Origin of the sequence: Novimethylophilus kurashikiensis (assembly GCF_003112435.1) — a bacterium.
Taxonomy (GTDB): domain Bacteria; phylum Pseudomonadota; class Gammaproteobacteria; order Burkholderiales; family Methylophilaceae; genus Novimethylophilus; species Novimethylophilus kurashikiensis.
In genome coordinates this window covers 25,557-42,478 of the sequence record NZ_BDOQ01000020.1, presented here as the reverse complement: position 1 = coordinate 42,478, position 16,922 = coordinate 25,557, and the positions used below count along the sequence as shown (strand labels likewise).

Annotated in this window: 18 protein-coding genes and 1 pseudogene; 10 read left to right on the top strand and 9 right to left on the bottom strand. The window is 61.6% G+C overall.

The window, feature by feature from the left end; genetic code table 11:
* Positions 1-282 (top strand): annotated as a pseudogene (locus tag NMK_RS18590) (hypothetical protein); the annotation flags it as partial.
* Between the two features lie 85 nt (positions 283-367).
* Here the strand turns inward: NMK_RS18590 and tadA are convergent.
* From tadA to NMK_RS16720, 9 genes are all read right to left on the bottom strand, one after another.
* Positions 368-841: a tRNA adenosine(34) deaminase TadA gene (gene tadA / locus NMK_RS16760; RefSeq protein ID WP_109016928.1), complete on the bottom strand. Its 474-nt coding sequence runs from the start codon at positions 839-841 to the stop codon at positions 368-370.
* Between the two features lie 29 nt (positions 842-870).
* Positions 871-1,203 (bottom strand): DUF1294 domain-containing protein, encoded by a 333-nt coding sequence (locus NMK_RS16755; RefSeq protein WP_109016924.1) that lies wholly within the window; start codon positions 1,201-1,203, stop codon positions 871-873.
* On the bottom strand, positions 1,200-3,140 hold the full coding sequence (locus tag NMK_RS16750) for a transglutaminase TgpA family protein (RefSeq protein WP_109016923.1): 1,941 nt from the start codon (positions 3,138-3,140) through the stop codon (positions 1,200-1,202). Before NMK_RS16750 ends, NMK_RS16755 begins: the two co-directional genes overlap by 4 nt.
* A 108-nt stretch (positions 3,141-3,248) precedes the next feature.
* Entirely contained in the window at positions 3,249-4,208 is a 960-nt protein-coding gene (locus NMK_RS16745; protein ID WP_109016922.1) for a DUF58 domain-containing protein, read from the bottom strand.
* Positions 4,208-4,630 (bottom strand): EamA family transporter, encoded by a 423-nt coding sequence (locus NMK_RS16740; RefSeq protein ID WP_109016921.1) that lies wholly within the window; start codon positions 4,628-4,630, stop codon positions 4,208-4,210. Before NMK_RS16740 ends, NMK_RS16745 begins: the two co-directional genes overlap by 1 nt.
* A gap of 40 nt (positions 4,631-4,670) precedes the next feature.
* The gene (locus NMK_RS16735) at positions 4,671-5,573 is read right to left on the bottom strand and encodes an AAA family ATPase (RefSeq protein ID WP_109016927.1); all 903 of its coding nucleotides are present in this window, start codon (positions 5,571-5,573) and stop codon (positions 4,671-4,673) included.
* Positions 5,574-5,598: 25 nt separating this feature from the next.
* On the bottom strand, positions 5,599-7,071 hold the full coding sequence (locus tag NMK_RS16730) for an NAD(P)H-hydrate dehydratase (protein ID WP_227871547.1): 1,473 nt from the start codon (positions 7,069-7,071) through the stop codon (positions 5,599-5,601).
* Between the two features lie 2 nt (positions 7,072-7,073).
* Complete coding sequence (locus NMK_RS16725) at positions 7,074-7,559, bottom strand: phosphate-starvation-inducible PsiE family protein (RefSeq protein WP_109016920.1); 486 nt, start codon at positions 7,557-7,559, stop codon at positions 7,074-7,076.
* Positions 7,560-7,645: 86 nt separating this feature from the next.
* Entirely contained in the window at positions 7,646-8,545 is a 900-nt protein-coding gene (locus tag NMK_RS16720) for a LysR family transcriptional regulator (RefSeq protein ID WP_109016919.1), read from the bottom strand.
* 97 nt (positions 8,546-8,642) lie between these two features.
* Here NMK_RS16720 and NMK_RS16715 point away from each other — a divergent pair, with 97 nt between their 5' ends.
* From NMK_RS16715 to NMK_RS16675, 9 genes are all read left to right on the top strand, one after another.
* A complete protein-coding gene (locus NMK_RS16715; protein WP_109016918.1) occupies positions 8,643-9,341 on the top strand; it encodes a pirin family protein in 699 nt (232 codons plus the stop codon).
* 64 nt (positions 9,342-9,405) lie between these two features.
* Complete coding sequence (locus NMK_RS16710; protein WP_109016917.1) at positions 9,406-9,990, top strand: flavodoxin family protein; 585 nt, start codon at positions 9,406-9,408, stop codon at positions 9,988-9,990.
* Between the two features lie 53 nt (positions 9,991-10,043).
* The gene (locus NMK_RS16705) at positions 10,044-10,637 is read left to right on the top strand and encodes a YceI family protein (RefSeq protein WP_109016916.1); all 594 of its coding nucleotides are present in this window, start codon (positions 10,044-10,046) and stop codon (positions 10,635-10,637) included.
* Positions 10,638-10,773: 136 nt separating this feature from the next.
* Positions 10,774-11,850 (top strand): alkene reductase, encoded by a 1,077-nt coding sequence (locus tag NMK_RS16700; protein WP_109016915.1) that lies wholly within the window; start codon positions 10,774-10,776, stop codon positions 11,848-11,850.
* Entirely contained in the window at positions 11,850-12,863 is a 1,014-nt protein-coding gene (locus NMK_RS16695) for an XdhC family protein (RefSeq protein ID WP_109016914.1), read from the top strand. The genes NMK_RS16700 and NMK_RS16695 overlap by 1 nt, the downstream gene beginning before the upstream one ends.
* A gap of 17 nt (positions 12,864-12,880) precedes the next feature.
* Positions 12,881-13,354: a (2Fe-2S)-binding protein gene (locus tag NMK_RS16690; RefSeq protein ID WP_109016913.1), complete on the top strand. Its 474-nt coding sequence runs from the start codon at positions 12,881-12,883 to the stop codon at positions 13,352-13,354.
* On the top strand, positions 13,351-15,510 hold the full coding sequence (locus tag NMK_RS16685; protein ID WP_109016912.1) for a xanthine dehydrogenase family protein molybdopterin-binding subunit: 2,160 nt from the start codon (positions 13,351-13,353) through the stop codon (positions 15,508-15,510). Before NMK_RS16690 ends, NMK_RS16685 begins: the two co-directional genes overlap by 4 nt.
* Positions 15,511-15,515: 5 nt before the next feature.
* Entirely contained in the window at positions 15,516-16,109 is a 594-nt protein-coding gene (locus NMK_RS16680) for a nucleotidyltransferase family protein (protein WP_109016911.1), read from the top strand.
* A 28-nt stretch (positions 16,110-16,137) separates the two neighbouring features.
* Positions 16,138-16,737, top strand: a complete 600-nt coding sequence (locus NMK_RS16675; protein ID WP_109016910.1) for a nitroreductase family protein — start codon at positions 16,138-16,140, stop codon at positions 16,735-16,737.
* Positions 16,738-16,922: the final 185 nt, after the last annotated feature.

The following is a 16,922-nucleotide window of genomic DNA, read 5'->3' as shown; positions in this document are numbered from 1 at the left end:
AACATCACTGATTTCGCCGTGGGCGTGGATCACATGCAGCTTGATTCCTCGATATTCAGCGCTATTTCCAGCATCAACCTGGACCATACCCTCGGTGCAAATCAATTTTTGGCCAGCGCCGGCATGCCTGTTGCAACCACAGCTGACCAGCATATCTTGTTCAATACTCTGACGGGAGCGCTCTACTACGACGAGGATGGTAATGGCGCGGCTGATGCGGTGCAATTTGCGACATTGGTAGGCGCCGCAAACCTCTCGGCGAGCAGTATCTACGTAATTTAATCGCAACGGGCGGTGCGATGGAGCAGCGCTACTGTCCGTTGTTCAGCCTAACGTTTACAGTGATTCTCTAGGCTATCCCAACTGTCTATTTTTTGCGCCGCCCGGCAAAAAACGCTGACAACACCTTCCCGCATTCCTCAGTCAGCACGCCGCCCGTCGCCTCGCAGTGATGGTTAAGCCGCGCTTCGTCCATTAAATTAATCACACTGCCGCAGCAGCCGGTCTTGGGATCTGAAGCGCCGAAAACCAGCCGGGCGATCCGGGCGTGCTGGATGGCCCCGCTGCACATCGCGCAAGGTTCCAGGGTGACATAGAGGGTGCAGCCGACGAGGCGGTAATTGCCCAGTTTTTGCGCGGCGTCGCGCATGGCCTGGATCTCGGCGTGGGCGGTGGGGTCGTGGCCTGAGATCGGTGCGTTGTAGCCTTTGCCGACGATTTCGCCATCCTTGACGACAATGGCGCCTACCGGCACTTCCCCGGCTTGTTCGGCTTGGCGGGCGAGCTCAAGGGCGAGGCGGATGTAGTGTTCGTCTTGCTGTTGTTGGGTGTCGGCGTCCAAGATGTTTCGCGATGGATAAAAAGCGGATTTTATCGCACCCACCACCACAACAGTCCGCAATTGAGGGCGACGGTCGCCCAGAACACCAGCAGGAATTCCCCTTTTTTCGATTTGTGCCGCAAGCGCTGCTGCGCCAGCAAGGCGCCGGGCCAGCCGCCTATTAGGGCAATCAGGTGCAGGTTGCGTTCCGGGATGCGCCACTGTTGCCGTCTCGCGGCGGATTTGTCGTAGGCGTAAACGAGGTAGGCGAACAGGCTGGCCGCGAGGTAAATCGCCAGGACGGTCGATGTAAGTTTCTTGCCGAGCATCAGGCCGACCAGCACGAGCAGAAAGCTGCCCGCAATTCCCCAATACCATTTCATCGCGGCTGGAACTCCCGCACGCGGCGGTGCAGGTCCGCCAATCCCTTCCTGCCGCCATAGCGCGATTGCAGGTACAGTCGGGTGATGTGCTCGATTGCGGCTTGTTTGCCCGGCAATTGCAAGGCGGCGCGCGCGGCGAAATCCTTGGGGCCTTCGGCCGGTTTCGGCACGATGCCGACGCGTGCGAGCTTTTCGACGAAGCGCAGCCATTGCCGCTGTACCGGATCGGTTTGCCGGGGCATGTTCCGCAGCATGAGTCCGGCGATGGCTGCGACAACCAGGCTCAGCAGGATCACCAGCCAGCGCGCCATGTCGCCCCAATCCACCTTGGTTCCGGCGAGTTTGGACAGAAACGCGGCCTGGCGCTGGTCGTTGTAGCCCAGCACCCACTGGTTCCAGCCGTTGTTGACGGCGTCCCATCCCAGGTTGAAACGCTTAATCCAGGTGAGTTCCGGGCGAGCGAGGGCGGGGAGTGGCTCGGTGGCGGGAATGGCGGCGGCGATGCCGCGTTCGACCCGTTGAGGCGCCACAGCCGCGGTGGGATCGATGCGAATCCAGCCTTCGTCCTGCAGCCAGACTTCGGCCCAGGCGTGGGCGTCGGATTGCCGTACGATGAGGTAATCGCTCATGGGGTTGCTCTGCCCGCCCTGGTAGCCGGTGACGACGCGAGCCGGGATGCCGGCGGCACGCATGAGAAAGACGAAGCTGCCGGCAAAGTGTTCGCAAAAACCGCGCTTGGTATCGAACAAAAAACCGTCGATGGGGCTTGCGCCCAATTGCGGCGGGTTGAGCGTGTAGGTGAAGCCGTCGCGGTACATCTGGAGTGCACGTTGAATAATGGCCTGCGGCGTCGGCGATTCCGCTTTCCATTGCGCGGCGAGCTGGCGCGTTTTCGGGTTGCCGACGGTGGGCAGTTGCAAGGCGCGATGGCGTGTCGTCGCATCCAGCTGGCTGCGTTCCAGATAATGCAGGGTCGAGGCCGCGTCATAGCGCAGTCGTTGTCGCACCGGCTCACGGGATAAAACCTGGTAATCCGCCGTGAGTTGCCCGGCGGTTTGCCAGTGCGTCGGGAGATCCAGGAAAAACAGCCAGGATTTATTGTGCGGCTCCAGCGTCACCGTGTATTCCATCGGTGCGGTGAGCGGCTGGAGGTGGGTTTCGCCCGCCGGTTTTGGCGGCTGGCCTGCGCGCCAGGTGCGGCCGTCGTAGTGCCAGAACACTGGCCCGCGCCAGTACAGCTTGGACGATTCCGGCACTTGTCCCTTGAACACGGCGCGGAAAGCTACCGCGTCGGACTTCGACAATTCGCTGATGCTGCCCGGCGACATATCTTCCGAAAGCCCCGTCTGGCCGCGTGCCATGTCCTCCGGCAATCCCCACAACGGGCCGGGCACGCGGGGGAACAGCACGAACAGCACCAACATCACCGGCACCGCCTGCATCAGCATCAGGCCGGCCAGTTTGAGCTTGGCTCCTCCAGATAACCCGCCACCCGGCTGGCTCAGGCTGACCAGGGTAGCGGTGAGCATGACGAGCGGTACGACGATATAGCCCGCCACCAGGATGGATTGCGTGAACAGGAACACGCATACGCAGAGAAAATAGCCGAGGAACACGGCCAGCGTAATATCCCGTCGGGTGCGGGTTTCCATGGTCTTGAGCGCCGCCATTAGGACCAGCAGTGCCACGCCGGCGTCGCGCCCGAAAATGCCGCCGTGGCTGGCAAGGATGCCTAAGGCGCCGACGATGGTTAGCGGCGCCAGGATTTTCATGCCGGGCAAGGGCTGCTGACGGTAGGCGAGCCAGTAACGCCAAATGCCGAGCAGCAAGGCCATGAGGGGCACCCAAGGGGTGAGCTGGAACATGAAGGGCGCCAGCACCAATGCCAGGGCGCGCAGCAGCCAGCGCAGATGCAGCATGAGCTTTTGCTCCGTCATGCCGCAAGCCTCCAAACTGTAGCGCAGGCGGCCTCGCCTGCAGCTCTGCAGAATTGATTGAAGCTCTGCGATGCAGGCGAGGCCGCCTGCGCTACAAGTTGGGCTGCTCTAGAAGACATCGGAGCTCCCCAGCAACGCCAGCGCTTTCAAACATTCGTGCAGGTGACCGTCGCCGCTTTGCGGCGGCAAGGTGACAGCGGGCAGTTGCAATCCCCAGGCCAGCCCGGCGTCATGCGCATCCAGCACCCAGCGTGCCAGCAAGGAGACACGTCCTTCGGTATCGCGTCCGGCGGTCATGTCCCAGCTCAGCCACAGGACCTGCTGGCCTTCGCCTTGAAACTCCTTGGTGTACAGGCCTTGTTCGCGCGCAGAGGCTTTCCAGTCGATGCGGCGCATGGAGTCGCCCAGCTTGTAGCCGCGCAAACCGGAAAAATCTTCCTCGCCCCCGGCGATATGGCTGCCGCGCGATTTGGCTTCGAGCGACGTCGGCGGCAATAGCGATCCCGGCGGGGCCGGGTGCGGGTAGACCAGGCATGCCATATCCAGCTCGACATAGCCCCAGGCGTGGAACAGCCCAAGCGGAAACTGCGTGAACACGCTGATGCGGCCGGGCTTGAGCCAACCGCGCCGGGAGGCGGGCACCGGTAGGCAAATATCTATCTCGCCGTCGGCAGGTACATCGTCCAGTGCAGGAGGATCTTCGCCGCGTTGCAGACCGATGGCGTGCCGCGTGCGGTGATGATGCTCCTTGAGGACGAAATGGAACTCGGCCGTTTCTCCCGCAAATACCGGCTTGACGCGGCCCGGCGTCACTACCAAATGCGCGAGGTTGCGCCAGGTGTGCAGCATGGCTACCACGGAAAGCCCGCCCAGCCAGAACACCAGCACGAACCCCAGGCTCAGGGTGTAGTTCATCGCGCCCAGCAGCATGCCTAGCAGGATGAGCCCGAACAAGAGGCCGGAACGGGTGGGCAGGATATAGACATGGCGCCGATCCAGCGTGGCCCGGTCCTGGCGTTGGCGCGCGGTGCGCAGCAGGCTGCGCCAGTTGCGGAACAGACTCGCCATCAGCGTCGGGAGATCACCAACAACCCGGCGATGATGAGGCCCGCACCCAGGGCGATGCGCAAGGTGATGGCCTCCTTGAAGATCAGCCAGGCCAGCACGATGGCGACCACGGTGCTGCCCTTGTCGATGAGGGTGACGGTGGCGATGTCGCCCTCCTTCAACGCCTTGTAGAAGTAGATCCACGAGACGGCCGTGGTGAAGCTCGAAATCGCCAGCCAGAACAGGTTTTCACGTTGCACGGTTTGCCACTCGCCCATGGGGACGAAAAATACCGCAAACGTGCCGACGAACAGCGCCACGTAGAGCGAGCGCAGCACCACGCCCATCTCGCCAGTAATGCCGTTGAGCCCATGCTTGGCGATCACGGTGGTCACCCCCGCGAATAGCATGGCCGTAAAGGCATAGGTCAGCCAGGGTTTCATGGAAGGTTATCCTTAACGATGGAGGGAAACGGGCTCGCCCTTAGGGAATCGCCACCGAATTCAACAAGACTGAAGCGTCTGCAGGACCGCCCTCGGCATTGATGAGACGATGGCCGGCCACGCTGGGCAGCACGGCTTGAACGTCTTCGGGAATGGCGAAATCGCGGCCTTGCATCAGCGCCCAGGCTTGGGCGGCTTGCTTGAGGGCGAGGCCGGCACGGGGACTCAAGCCCATTTCGAGGCGCGGGTCGCGGCGGCTGGCTTCCAGCAAGGCTTGCAGGTAGTCGAGCAGGGCATCGGCCACGCGGATTTCTGTAACGGCGGCTTGCAGGCGAATCAATCCCGCTGCGTCGGTCACGGCCGCTGCGGTGGGCAGAATGGCCCGGCCGCCCTGGGCCGCCAGCAAATGCCGCTCGGAACGGGCGTCGGGATAACCCAGCCGGATGCGCATGAGAAAGCGGTCGAGCTGCGATTCCGGCAGCGGAAAGGTGCCGATGTGGGTCGTCGGATTTTGCGTGGCGATGACGAAGAACGGTTCCGGCAGCTTGCGCGTTTCCCCTTCCATGGTCATCTGGCGTTCTTCCATCACCTCCAGCAGTGCGCTTTGCGTCTTGGGCGTGGCGCGGTTGACCTCGTCGGCCAGCAGCACGTGGGTGAACACCGGGCCGGGGTGGAACTTGAACGCCGCCGCGTTGCGGTCGTACACCGAGACGCCGAGGATATCGGCCGGCAATAAATCACTCGTAAATTGCACGCGGCGGAATTCCAGCCCCAGCACCTGCGCCAGGGTATGCGCCAACGTTGTCTTGCCCATGCCCGGCAAATCCTCGATGAGCAAATGCCCGCGTGCAAGGATGCAGGCCAGCGCCAGCCGGATCTGCGGCTCCTTGCCGAGGATGACGCGGTTACACGCGGCGATGATGTTTTGCAGGGTTTGATGCATGGTCGGGGCGGATTCCATCAAGTGGTCATCCATTCGTTTTCATCCATAGATTGAGCAGGTTGCGCGCTTCCTGCGCCACTTCGGAGGCCGTCAGCCCGACCGGGCCGATGCCGTCTGCGACCAGCGCATCGCCCGCCGCACCGTGCAGATGCACGCCGACTAGCGTGGCAGATTCGGCGTCCAGCCTCTGTGCGATCAGCCCGCCGATGATGCCGGCCAATACATCGCCCATGCCCGCTGCTGCCATGCCCGGATTGCCGCTGGTGTTGAGGAACCAGCGCCCGTCTGGCGTTGCGACAAGGCTGCCGCAGCCCTTGAGCACGGTCACGGCATTGAAGCTTGAGGCGAGTCGGCAGGCTGCGGCGACGCGATCGGCTTGCACGGCGGCGGTATCGGTGTGTAATAGCGTAGCCGCTTCTCCCGGATGCGGCGTGATGACGGTCGAGCCGGGACGGCGCTGCCGCAGCAGTGCTTGAAGCTCGGGCGTGGCGGCGATCAGGTTGAGCGCGTCGGCGTCCAGTACCAGGGCGGCGGAATGCTGCAAGGCTTGCGCCAATAAGTCGTGGGCGGCAGGGGATCGACCGAGGCCGGGTCCGACGATCAGCACGTCCAGGTGCTCGAGCGCGACCACACTGGCCGCTTGACGCACCATCAGTTCGGGTTGGCGCAAGTCGACGGTCGGCGCGTGCTGGGCCAGCAAGCCGACGAACACGCGGCCCGATCCCATGAGCAAGGCAGCGCGCGCTGCCATAAAGGCCGCGCCTACCATGGTTTCCGCGCCGCCGATCACGGCGACATCGCCGTAGCTGCCCTTGTGCGAGTTTTTGCGACGACGGGGCGGCAGGCACGGCGGCTTGTCCATCAAAAAGCCAGCAACCTCTTCCCCAGCCGGCACGCCCAGGTCGGCGAGATGCACTTCGCCTGCATGGTCCGGCCCTTCCAGGGTAAACAGCCCCGGCTTGAGTCCGATGAAGGTAAGGGTATGGTCGGCTTCGACGGCAAGGCCATTTACCCGCCCCGTGTCGGCATCCAGGCCGGTAGGAATGTCCAGCGCCAACACCGGCGCCGGTTGGGCGTTGATGTATTCGATCAGTTTGGGATAAATGCCTTCAGGAGCGCGAGCAAGACCGATGCCGAATAATGCATCGATGACGAGGTCGAAATCACCTTGCGGCAGTTCTGTCAGTGTCGTCCCGCCTGCTGCTGCCCATTGGTCGTGGGCGGCCTTTGCGTCAGGCGGCAGGTTGGTGGCACTCCCGCTGAAAACGACGGCTACTGAAAATCCCCGCTCCTTAAGCCACCGCGCCGCGACCAAACCATCGCCGCCATTGTTGCCCGGCCCGGCCAGGACCAGCACACACTTGCCGGTGCCGATGAGCTTGCGAGCGAGATCCGCGGCCGCAAGTCCTGCCTTTTCCATGAGGCCGGCACTGCTATGGCGACGCTCGGATGCGCGAATTTGCGCGGTGAGAAAAAGCGGAGGCAGCGCCGTTGGCACGATCAGGCCTGATCGCGGCGTGGGGTACCGCGTCCGTTAATGTCGAAGCACTGCGACCAGCGCACCACCAGGAACATCAGCCCCAGCAGCAGCGCACCCCCTACCCACATCATGACTTCCTCCCAGCTGGGGGAAGAATCCTGTACCGGCAACACGATGAGCTTGCGCACCATCACCACCATGGCAACCTCCACGAAAGTATCGATCTCGAGCTTACTGCCGCGCAGGTAGCGGATTTCGGCGGTAATCAGCGCGGAAATCGTCCACAGCAGCATCAAGGTACCAAGCGCGTGCAGGAAGCCATGCACCAGATTGTGTGCGGTGGCGGCCTCGTGCACATCCTGGAAAAATACCCAGGTGAACATCAGCACCGAGACGGCCAGCGCCAGCCCGATAATGAGGTGTGCAATACCGTTGAGCCACAGCATGGCCTGAATGGCGAAGCGGTTGATGACGTTGAGTTCTTCTGGAAAATGGTCCTGGTTCATGATGTCCGGATAAGGATGGGATTCGGCTATTTTACAAGCGCCTTGGGGCGAAGCAACGCTGCGCGGTGAGGAATGCGTCGCGGTCGTCACCAGCTCAAATCCCCGATGCTGCGCTGCTTGAGTTCTTCGATAAACCATTGCAGCGAACGGCCGCGCTGGCGGCTGCGCCAAGCCAGGAAAAACTGCACGTCCTGCTTGGGTTCGGCGACTTGCTTGATGACGAGCCTGCCCTGTGCCGCATAATGCATGGCGACGTTTTTGACCAGGTAGCCGCTGCCCAGGCCGTGAATTTGGGCCAGCACTTTGGCTTGCATGTCGGGCACGGTGAACACGTCCTGTCCGGTCAAGATGCCGGAGGTGCGCGGCGGCAGGTTGCGCGAGCTGTCGGCAGCTGCGACTGCCCGGTAACCGGCGATATCGCACGGACTGAGCGGCTCCGGTAGATCGGCGAGCGGGTGATGCGGTGCTACGGCATAGACAAATTCCAGCATGCCCAGCAAATGGGTCGAATAACCACCACCCGTTGGGCCGTCGCTGGGCGCGCCAATGGCGATATCGGCACGACCGGTCGCCAGCGCGTCCCAGGTGCCGCCATAGACTTCCTTGAGCAAGTACAACCGCGTGCCGCAGTTTTGTGCGTAGAACGCCTCGATGATGGGATAGAGCCGTTCCATATCTACCAAATCACTTACCGCAATACGCAACTCGGCTTCATAGCCCGATGCGACGCGCTTTACTCGCGCCTCCAGCTCGCCTGCCGCTGTCAGCAGGTGTCGGCCTTCGCGCAGGAGTTCTTCGCCGGCTTCGGTGAGAACGGCGCGATGCCCGGAACGGTCAAACAATGACACGCCCAAATCCTGTTCCAGCTTTTGCACGCTATAGGTGACCGAGGACGGCACGCGAAACAGTTCTTCAGCCGCACCGGCAAAGCTGCCGCGCCGGTCGATGGCGTCGAGAATGAGCAGGGCGTCGAGGCTGATTTTCATGTTTAAAAAATTTGAATAAGATGCTCTGAATTATTCGCTTTAATTGCGCTAAGTGCACGTCTAATATAGCAACAAATTTTTGAATATGGTGCGCTAAATGATCCGGATTCGAAAAGCACGCGAACGCGGTCACGCCGAGCATGGATGGCTCGATTCATGGCATACGTTTTCATTTGCCGATTATCACGACCCTGCCTATATGGGTTTTCGCAGCCTGCGCGTGATCAATGACGATACCGTGGCGTCCGGCAAGGGGTTCGGCACGCACGGCCACCAGGATATGGAAATCGTCACTTATGTCCTGAGTGGCGCGCTGGAGCATAAGGATAGTTTGGGCAACGGCAGCGTCATGCGGTACGGCGAAGTACAGCGTATGTCGGCCGGCACGGGCATCCGGCATAGCGAATTCAATCACTCCGCGAGCGAGCCGGTGCATTTCCTCCAGATATGGATTTTGCCCGCCCGGCGCGGGCTCGAGCCATCGTACGAACAAACCCTGTTCGTCCCGGAAGAAAAGCAAGGCAAGTTGCGCGTCGTAGCCTCGCCGGATGGGCGCGAGGGTTCGGTGACGGTGCATCAGGATGCATTGCTGTATGCGGGGCTGTTCGATGAATTCGACGAGGCAAGCCATGCCTTCGGCCCCGGTCGTGCCGGATATCTGCAGGTGGCGCACGGTTCGGTGGAACTCAACGGCCAGCGCCTGGAAGCCGGCGACGGCGCGACCATCGAGGGCGAACCGGAGATTCGCCTGGCCGGCGGAAAAGCTGCGGAAGTGCTGCTGTTCGATTTGGCCTGACCTACCTTTAAATCTTTCTTTTTGAACCTAACTTAATCGGCATTAACAACAAGAGGAACACGTCATGACCAAGATTGCAGTGATCTACCATAGCGGCTACGGCCATACCGCGGAACAAGCCAAGGCCGTGCTGCGCGGTGCGCAAAGTGCAGCGGATACGACAGCCACGCTGATCGCCGTGAATGCCGAGGGCAAGATCGCCGATGCCGACTGGCAAACGCTGAACGATGCCGACGGCATTATTTTCGGCGCTCCGACCTACATGGGCAGCGCCTCCGCCCAGTTCAAGATGTTCATGGATGCGAGTTCCAAGCTTTGGTTTTCCCAGGAATGGAAAGACAAGATCGCCGCCGGCTTCACCAATTCTGCGAGCCAAAGCGGCGACAAGCTGAGCACGCTGACCCAACTGGCGATCTTCGCCGCCCAGCATAGCATGATCTGGGTAGGCACGGGCTTGATGCCCGGCAACAACAACAGCAAGGGCTCGGTGGACGACTTGAACCGCCTGGGCAGTTTCCTGGGCGCCATGGCGCAATCCAACGCCGATCAAGGGCCGGAAGCCGGGCCGATTGCCAGCGACCTTAAGACCGCCGAGCACTTGGGCCGCCGCGTGGCCGAGACCGCAGCGCGTTTCCAGCGCGGTAAGTAATCGACCTGCCACATTCATCACCAAGACTTATTAAGAACAATAGGGGAAACACCATGAAAAAAATCGCATCGCTCGTCCTGATGCTGTGGGCCGGTGCCGCACTGGCCGATGCCGAGATCTACGGCATCGACAACAGCCACAGCTTCGCCAACTTCACCATCCGCCACGTCGTTTCGCGCACCGCCGGCACCTTCCCGGACGTCAAGGGCAAGATCGTCATCGACCGCAACGACCTCTCCAAATCCAGCGTTGAAGCGCGTATCAACGTGTTGTCGGTCAACACCAGCAACGCTAAGCGCGACGAGCACATCCGCGAGAAACCGGAATATCTCGATGCACCGCATTTCTCCGACATGCGCTTCGAGAGCACCAAGGTGGAAGCTTCGGGCAAGGACGCCGGCGTGATCACCGGCAACCTGACGCTGCACGGCGTGACCAAGCAGATCAGCTTCCCGTTCAAGGTGCTGGGCTTTGGACCGGACCCCTGGGGCGGTCAGCGTGCGGGCTTCGAGGGGCATACCACCATCAAGGCGTCGGATTTCGGCTTCGGCTGGGCGGCGCAGCCCAACGGGCCGATCGGCAACGACATCGAGATTGCGCTGTTTATCGAAGGCGTGAAGAACAACCCGGATTTCAAGCCCTGGTAATCAAGATCTGCCAAGGATTTAACAAAAGTTGAGGAGGCGGGCGCGAGCCCGGCCTCCTCGTATCGTTTCAAGCAAGCACCGCTTGTTTGCCTCAACGACAGGACTTTCACCATAGGATTTTTAACAGGAGTACGCAATGACGGATTTGTTTTCTCCCCTGCGGCTGGGCCGCATCGAGATGCCCAATCGCATCGTAATGGCCCCGCTGACCCGCAACCGCGCCGGTGCCGGCAACGTGCCGCACGCCCTCAACGCCGAGTACTACGCCCAGCGTGCCTCGGCCGGGCTCATTGTGAGTGAGGCGACGCAGATTTCGCCCACGGCGCAGGGCTATCCTATGACGCCGGGCATCCATAGCGCGGAACAGGTCGCCGGCTGGAAACTGGTGACCGACGCCGTACACGCCAAGGGCGGGCGCATTGTGCTGCAATTGTGGCACGTGGGCCGTATTTCGCATCCCTCGCTGCTGCCGGGCAATGTCCTGCCGGTGGCGCCTTCGGCCATCAAGCCCGAGGGCATGGCCTTCACCCTGGAAGGCATGCAGCCCTTCGTCACGCCGCATGCGCTGACGCTGGAAGAAATCGGGGGGGTGATCGAGGACTACCGCAAGGCTGCGCAAAACGCGATGGAAGCCGGTTTCGACGGCGTGGAAGTGCATTCTGCCAACGGCTATCTGCTGGACCAGTTCCTGCGCGACGGCAGCAACCGCCGCGACGACCAGTACGGCGGCTCCATCCCCAACCGTTCGCGCTTGCTGCTCGAAGTGGTCAACGTCGTGTGCAAGGTGTGGGGCGCTGACCGCGTCGGCGTGCGCATCTCGCCGATCAACCCTTTCAACGACATGCGCGATTCCCATCCGCAAGCGCTGTTCAACCACGTGGCGGAAGTGCTCAACCCCTTCGGGCTGGCTTACCTGCACGTGATGGAAGGCGGCATCGGCGGCGGCGAGGAAATGCCTGCGTTCAATTATCAGGAATTGCGCCGCGCCTACAAAGGCCTATATATGGCGAACAGCAGTTACACCAAATCGAGCGCCAACCAGGCCATTGCCGAAGGTCGTGCCGACTGCGTTGCGTTCGGCGTGCCCTACATTGCCAACCCCGATCTTGTGGAACGCTTCGCCCAGGATGCGCCGCTCAACACAGCCGATCAGAACACCTTCTACGGCGGCGATAGTCATGGCTACACCGACTATCCAGCGCTAGGGGCGTAATGGATAGCGTCGATCTTTCCGTCCTGAAAGCCGTACGCGATTGGCGTGCGGGAGGGCATCGCGTCTGGCTGGCGACGGTGGTACGCACTTTCGGCTCCAGCCCTCGTCCCCCCGGTGCAATGCTGGCCTTGCGCGAGGATGGGGTTGCCGTTGGTTCGGTCTCAGGCGGCTGCATCGAGGACGACCTCATCGGCAAGGCGCGCGAAGGCCGCTTGCCTGAGCATCGCGCCGAGGGCGTGACCTACGGCGTCACGCAGGAGGAAGCCATGCGTTTCGGCCTGCCATGCGGCGGGACCTTGCAGTTAGTTGTCGAGCCGGTGCAGGACGCGTATTGGGTGGGCGACGTGCTACATCGTGTCGAGCGTCACCAGATCACCGCCCGGCAATTGAACCTGGCCAATCTATCTGTCGATTTAATGCCGGCAGGCCCGGACGCCGCCCTGGTCTTCGATGGCGAAATGCTCACGACCGTCCACGGCCCGCGCTGGCGTCTGCTCATCATCGGCGCCAGCCAGACTTCCTCGTATCTGGCGCGCATGGCCCTGGCATTGGATTACGAAGTGATCGTCTGCGACCCGCGCGAGGAATACACCTCGGTGTGGGATGTCGCGGATACCCGCATCGTGAAAGGTATGCCGGACGACGTGGTGCTGGAACTGCAAGTCGATGTCCGAACTGCCGTGGTAGCGCTTACCCATGATCCCAAGCTGGACGACATGGCGCTGCTGGAAGCGCTAAAATCTCCGGCATTTTATGTCGGTGCGTTGGGTTCGCAACGCAATAACGAAAAGCGTCGCGAACGGCTGGCGCTGTTCGACCTGAGTGCACAGGAAATCGCACGGCTGCACGGCCCGGTGGGACTCGATATCGGCAGCCGTACGCCGCCCGAGATCGCCGTCGCCATCCTGGCGCATCTAGTTCAGGAACGGGCGCGACTGGCACGATCCGCTGCCAGGGATACTGAATTAAATGCAGGCGAAGCAGCCTGCGTTACACCTAAACAAACCTTCTAATCAATAACGGAGAACCCATGATTTCTCTCACCATCAACGGCAAATCGACCAAGGTGGATGCCGATCCCAATACTCCGTTGCTGTGGGTGCTGCGTGACCACCTGCAACTGACCGGCACCAAGTTCGGCTGCGGCATGGCGCAATGCGGCGCATGTACCATCCATCTCGACGGCGAGGCGATTCGCTCCTGTGTGACACCGCTTTCCGCTGCTGCCGGCAAGCAAGTCACCACCATCGAAGCCATCGGCGAAACCCAGGCTGGCAAAGCGCTGCAAGCCGCCTGGCTGGACGCGGACGTGCCGCAATGCGGCTACTGCCAGTCCGGCCAGATCATGTCGGCCGCCGCGTTGATCAAGCAAAACCCGCAACCTAGCGACGACCAGATCGCCACGGCCATGAACGGCAATATCTGCCGTTGCGGTACCTACGGCCGTATTCACAGTGCCATCAAGCAAGCCGCTGAAGACTTGAAGAAAGGCGGTGCGGCATGAGCGAGATCAACGTTTCCCGTCGCGGTTTCCTCAAGGCTGCGGGCGTTAGTGCGGCCGGGTTGGTGATCGGCTTTTATCTACCCGGCGTGCGCGGCCGCGCTATCGCCGCAGAAGCGCCGGCACAGCAGATTCAGTATCCGCCCAACGCCTTTATCCGAATCGCGCCGAATAACACGGTGACGCTGCTCATCAACAAGTCGGAAATGGGGCAGGGCGTGTACACCTCGCTCGCCATGCTTATTAACGAAGAGCTCGAAGCCGACTGGAGCAAGGTCAAGGTGGAATCCGCGCCAGTGGCTCCCGTCTATAACCACACCGTGTTTCCCATCCAGTTGACCGGCGGCAGTACCAGCGTGGCGTCGAGTTGGGAACAGATGCGCCGCATCGGCGCCACGGCGCGGATCATGTTGGTGCAAGCCGCAGCCCGCCAATGGCAGGTGCCGGTGGACGAATGCCATGCCGAGAACGGCGTGGTGACGCACAAGAGCGGCAAGAAACTCAGCTACGGCGAGCTGGCCGATGCAGCCAACCAACTGGTGCCGCCGACCGTGGTGCCGCTCAAGGACCCCAAGGATTTCAAGCTGATCGGCAAGAGTACCAAACGCCTCGACAGCCCTGAAAAGGTCAACGGCAAGGCGCAGTTCGGCCTGGATGTGTATTTGCCCAACATGCTGACCGTGGTCGTTGCGCGCGGCCCTGTGTTCGGCGGCAAGGTCAAACGCTTCAACGCCGATGAGGCGCGCAAGGTGCCGGGCGTGAAGGCGGTGTTCCAGGTGCCGACCGGCGTTGCCGTTGCTGCCACCGGTTTCTGGCCGGCCAAGACGGCGCGCGACTTGCTGGAAGTGGAGTGGGACGAAGGCCCGGGCGGGCAGTTGTCCACCGCTGGCCTCATGACGGAATACACCGACCTGGCAAAACAGCCGGGCAAGGTCGCCAATAAGCACGGCGATGCGGTGTCGGCGCTCAAGGAGGCAGGCAAAACCGTCAGTGCGAGTTACGCCGTGCCTTACCTCGCCCATGCACCGATGGAGCCGCTCAACTGCGTGGTGGATTTGCGCAAGGACAGCTGCGAAATCTGGACCGGTACGCAGTTCCAGACGGTGGACCGCGAGGCTGCGGCCAAGATCGTCGGCCTCAAGTCCGAGCAGGTGCAAATTCATACCACTTTCCTGGGCGGCGGCTTCGGTCGGCGTGCCAATCCGGTGTCCGACTTCGTGGGTGAAGCCATGCATGTGGCCAAGCACTTGAAGCAGCCGGTCAAGGTGATGTGGACGCGCGAAGACGACATCCACGGGGGCTTCTACCGCCCGATGTGGGTAGACAGCATTGAGGCCGGCATCGGTGCCGACGGCAAACCGGTGGCTTGGCGTCATACCATCGTCGGCCAGTCCATCACGACCGGCACGCCGTTCGAGGGCTTCATGGTCAAGGACGGTATCGATGCTACATCCGTCGAAGGTGCTGCCGACCTGCCGTACACCATTCCCAACCTGCAGGTCGACCTGCACAGCCCGCGTCATGAGGTGCCCGTGCTGTGGTGGCGCTCGGTGGGCCACTCGCATACCGCTTTCGTGGTCGAGACCATGATGGACGAGATGGCGCATCTCGCCGGCCAAGACCCGGTGGCTTACCGCCTTGACTTGCTCGAAGGTTCGCCGCGTCATCAGGGCGTACTGCGCCTGGCTGCGGAAAAAGCCGGTTGGGGCAAGCCCTTGCCTGCAGGGCGTGCCTATGGCGTTGCTGTGCACAAGTCGTTTGAAAGCTATGTGGCCGAGGTTGCGGAAGTCTCCATCGACGACGGCAAGGTGCGGGTGCATCGCGTGGTGTGTGCTGTCGATTGCGGCCGGGTGGTCAACCCGGACGGCGTGCGCCAGCAGCTGGAAAGCGCGGTGGTGTACGGCTTGTCGGCAGCGTTGCACGGTGAAATCACGCTGGACAAGGGGCGCGTGCAGCAGTCCAACTTCCACAACTACCCACCGTTGCGGTACACGGAGATGCCGACGGTCGAGGTGCATATCGTCCCGAGCGAAGCGGCGCCCACCGGCATTGGCGAACCCGGCACACCGCCGGTTGCGCCTGCTGTGGCCAATGCTGTGTTTGCCCTGACCGGCAAGCGTCTGCGCAGCATGCCGTTCGACAAAACGACCTTGGCCTGAACGTCATGCCCGCCGCCGTCATCCTTGCTGCAGGCGCTGCCCGCCGCTTTGACGGCGAAAAACTCGCGACCGTCCTCTCGCTGGATGGCCGAGAAGCGCCGCTGATCGTGCATGCGGTCAGGCCATGGCTGGAAGTGTTCGAACGCGTGACGATCGTGCTGCGTCGGCAAGGCGCTGCCCTGCGCGCCTTGCTGGAGGCGGAGTATGGACCGGAGCGCCTGGGGTTTGTCATCTGCGAACGCGCCGACGATGGGATGGGCGCGAGCCTGGGGGCCGGCGTTGCTGCCAATGCCAGTGCCAACGGCTGGGTGATAGGTCTTGCCGACATGCCTTGCGTGCCGGTCTCGGCAATTGCTGCGGTCGATGCCGCAATAGCCGCCGGTGCAGCGCTTGCCGCGCCGTACTTCAACGCTAGGCGTGGGCATCCGATTGGGTTTTCCCGGCACTATTACGACGAACTGACCGCTTTGAGCGGGGACGAGGGCGGGCGTCGGATTTTGCAGCGCGACCAGATGCAGACCCAACATATCGAAATTACCGACCGCGGTATCTTGCTGGACATCGACACGCCGGAAGACCTCGAGCGCTTGACTGATTAGATCCACCTACAACAACGAAAGAAAACGCATGAAAAAACCTGCAACGACCCAAGTATCCATCAATGACGTCATCGCCAACCGCTGGAGCGGACGTGCTTATGACGCTGCCAGACCGGTAAGCCGTGAGCAGATCATCAGCCTGCTGGAAGCTGCGCGCTGGGCGCCGTCCTGCTTCGGCGATCAACCGTGGCGCTTCATCGTTTGGGATAAAACCACCGATGCGGCGAGTTGGCAACGCGGATTCGACTGCCTGGTTCCGGGTAATCAAGGCTGGGTGCAAGACTCCCCGGTTCTTATCCTTGCCATCGCGGATACCTTGTTCAACCACAACGGCCAGCCTAACCGCTTTGCTCAATACGACACCGGTGCTGCCGCGGAGAACATTTGCCTGCAAGCCGAGGCTCTGGGATTGATGGCGCACCAGATGGGCGGGTTCGATGCCGCCAAGGCGCGGGCCGATTTCAATGTGCCGGAACAATTCACCTTGATGGCGATGATTTCCGTGGGTTATGCGGCCGACCCGGCTAGCTTCAGCCCGGAAGTCGCGGAACGCGAGAACGCCCCGCGCAAGCGTAAAGCATTAGGCGAGATTTGTTTTAACGGGACTTGGGATAAGCCTATCGCCTGAGTTCGCTGTTTTGAAGTAGCGCATTAAAAAATGAACAGCCCGGCATCTTATTGATGGCCGGGCTTTTTTGTGGGTTGTCCACAGGGTTATCCTGAGGAATTCGGGATAAGTTGGAATAAGGCTTGGTGCTTTGGCTCCCTCACCCCTTGCGGGAGAGGGACGGGGTGAGGGGGCTCATTACGGGC

What these genes read in the sequence shown, in the direction of transcription:
- NMK_RS16710 (WP_109016917.1), top strand. Translation starts at nt 9,406, where the DNA reads ATGACCAAGATTGCAGTGATCTACCATAGCGGCTACGGCCATACCGCG.
- NMK_RS16680 (WP_109016911.1), top strand. Translation starts at nt 15,516, where the DNA reads ATGCCCGCCGCCGTCATCCTTGCTGCAGGCGCTGCCCGCCGCTTTGAC.
- NMK_RS16690 (WP_109016913.1), top strand. Translation starts at nt 12,881, where the DNA reads ATGATTTCTCTCACCATCAACGGCAAATCGACCAAGGTGGATGCCGAT.
- NMK_RS16740 (WP_109016921.1), bottom strand. Translation starts at nt 4,630, where the DNA reads ATGAAACCCTGGCTGACCTATGCCTTTACGGCCATGCTATTCGCGGGG.
- NMK_RS16705 (WP_109016916.1), top strand. Translation starts at nt 10,044, where the DNA reads ATGAAAAAAATCGCATCGCTCGTCCTGATGCTGTGGGCCGGTGCCGCA.
- NMK_RS16750 (WP_109016923.1), bottom strand. Translation starts at nt 3,140, where the DNA reads ATGACGGAGCAAAAGCTCATGCTGCATCTGCGCTGGCTGCTGCGCGCC.
- NMK_RS16675 (WP_109016910.1), top strand. Translation starts at nt 16,138, where the DNA reads ATGAAAAAACCTGCAACGACCCAAGTATCCATCAATGACGTCATCGCC.
- NMK_RS16755 (WP_109016924.1), bottom strand. Translation starts at nt 1,203, where the DNA reads ATGAAATGGTATTGGGGAATTGCGGGCAGCTTTCTGCTCGTGCTGGTC.
- NMK_RS16715 (WP_109016918.1), top strand. Translation starts at nt 8,643, where the DNA reads ATGATCCGGATTCGAAAAGCACGCGAACGCGGTCACGCCGAGCATGGA.
- NMK_RS16720 (WP_109016919.1), bottom strand. Translation starts at nt 8,545, where the DNA reads ATGAAAATCAGCCTCGACGCCCTGCTCATTCTCGACGCCATCGACCGG.
- NMK_RS16745 (WP_109016922.1), bottom strand. Translation starts at nt 4,208, where the DNA reads ATGGCGAGTCTGTTCCGCAACTGGCGCAGCCTGCTGCGCACCGCGCGC.
- NMK_RS16735 (WP_109016927.1), bottom strand. Translation starts at nt 5,573, where the DNA reads ATGCATCAAACCCTGCAAAACATCATCGCCGCGTGTAACCGCGTCATC.
- NMK_RS16725 (WP_109016920.1), bottom strand. Translation starts at nt 7,559, where the DNA reads ATGAACCAGGACCATTTTCCAGAAGAACTCAACGTCATCAACCGCTTC.
- NMK_RS16685 (WP_109016912.1), top strand. Translation starts at nt 13,351, where the DNA reads ATGAGCGAGATCAACGTTTCCCGTCGCGGTTTCCTCAAGGCTGCGGGC.
- NMK_RS16700 (WP_109016915.1), top strand. Translation starts at nt 10,774, where the DNA reads ATGACGGATTTGTTTTCTCCCCTGCGGCTGGGCCGCATCGAGATGCCC.
- NMK_RS16695 (WP_109016914.1), top strand. Translation starts at nt 11,850, where the DNA reads ATGGATAGCGTCGATCTTTCCGTCCTGAAAGCCGTACGCGATTGGCGT.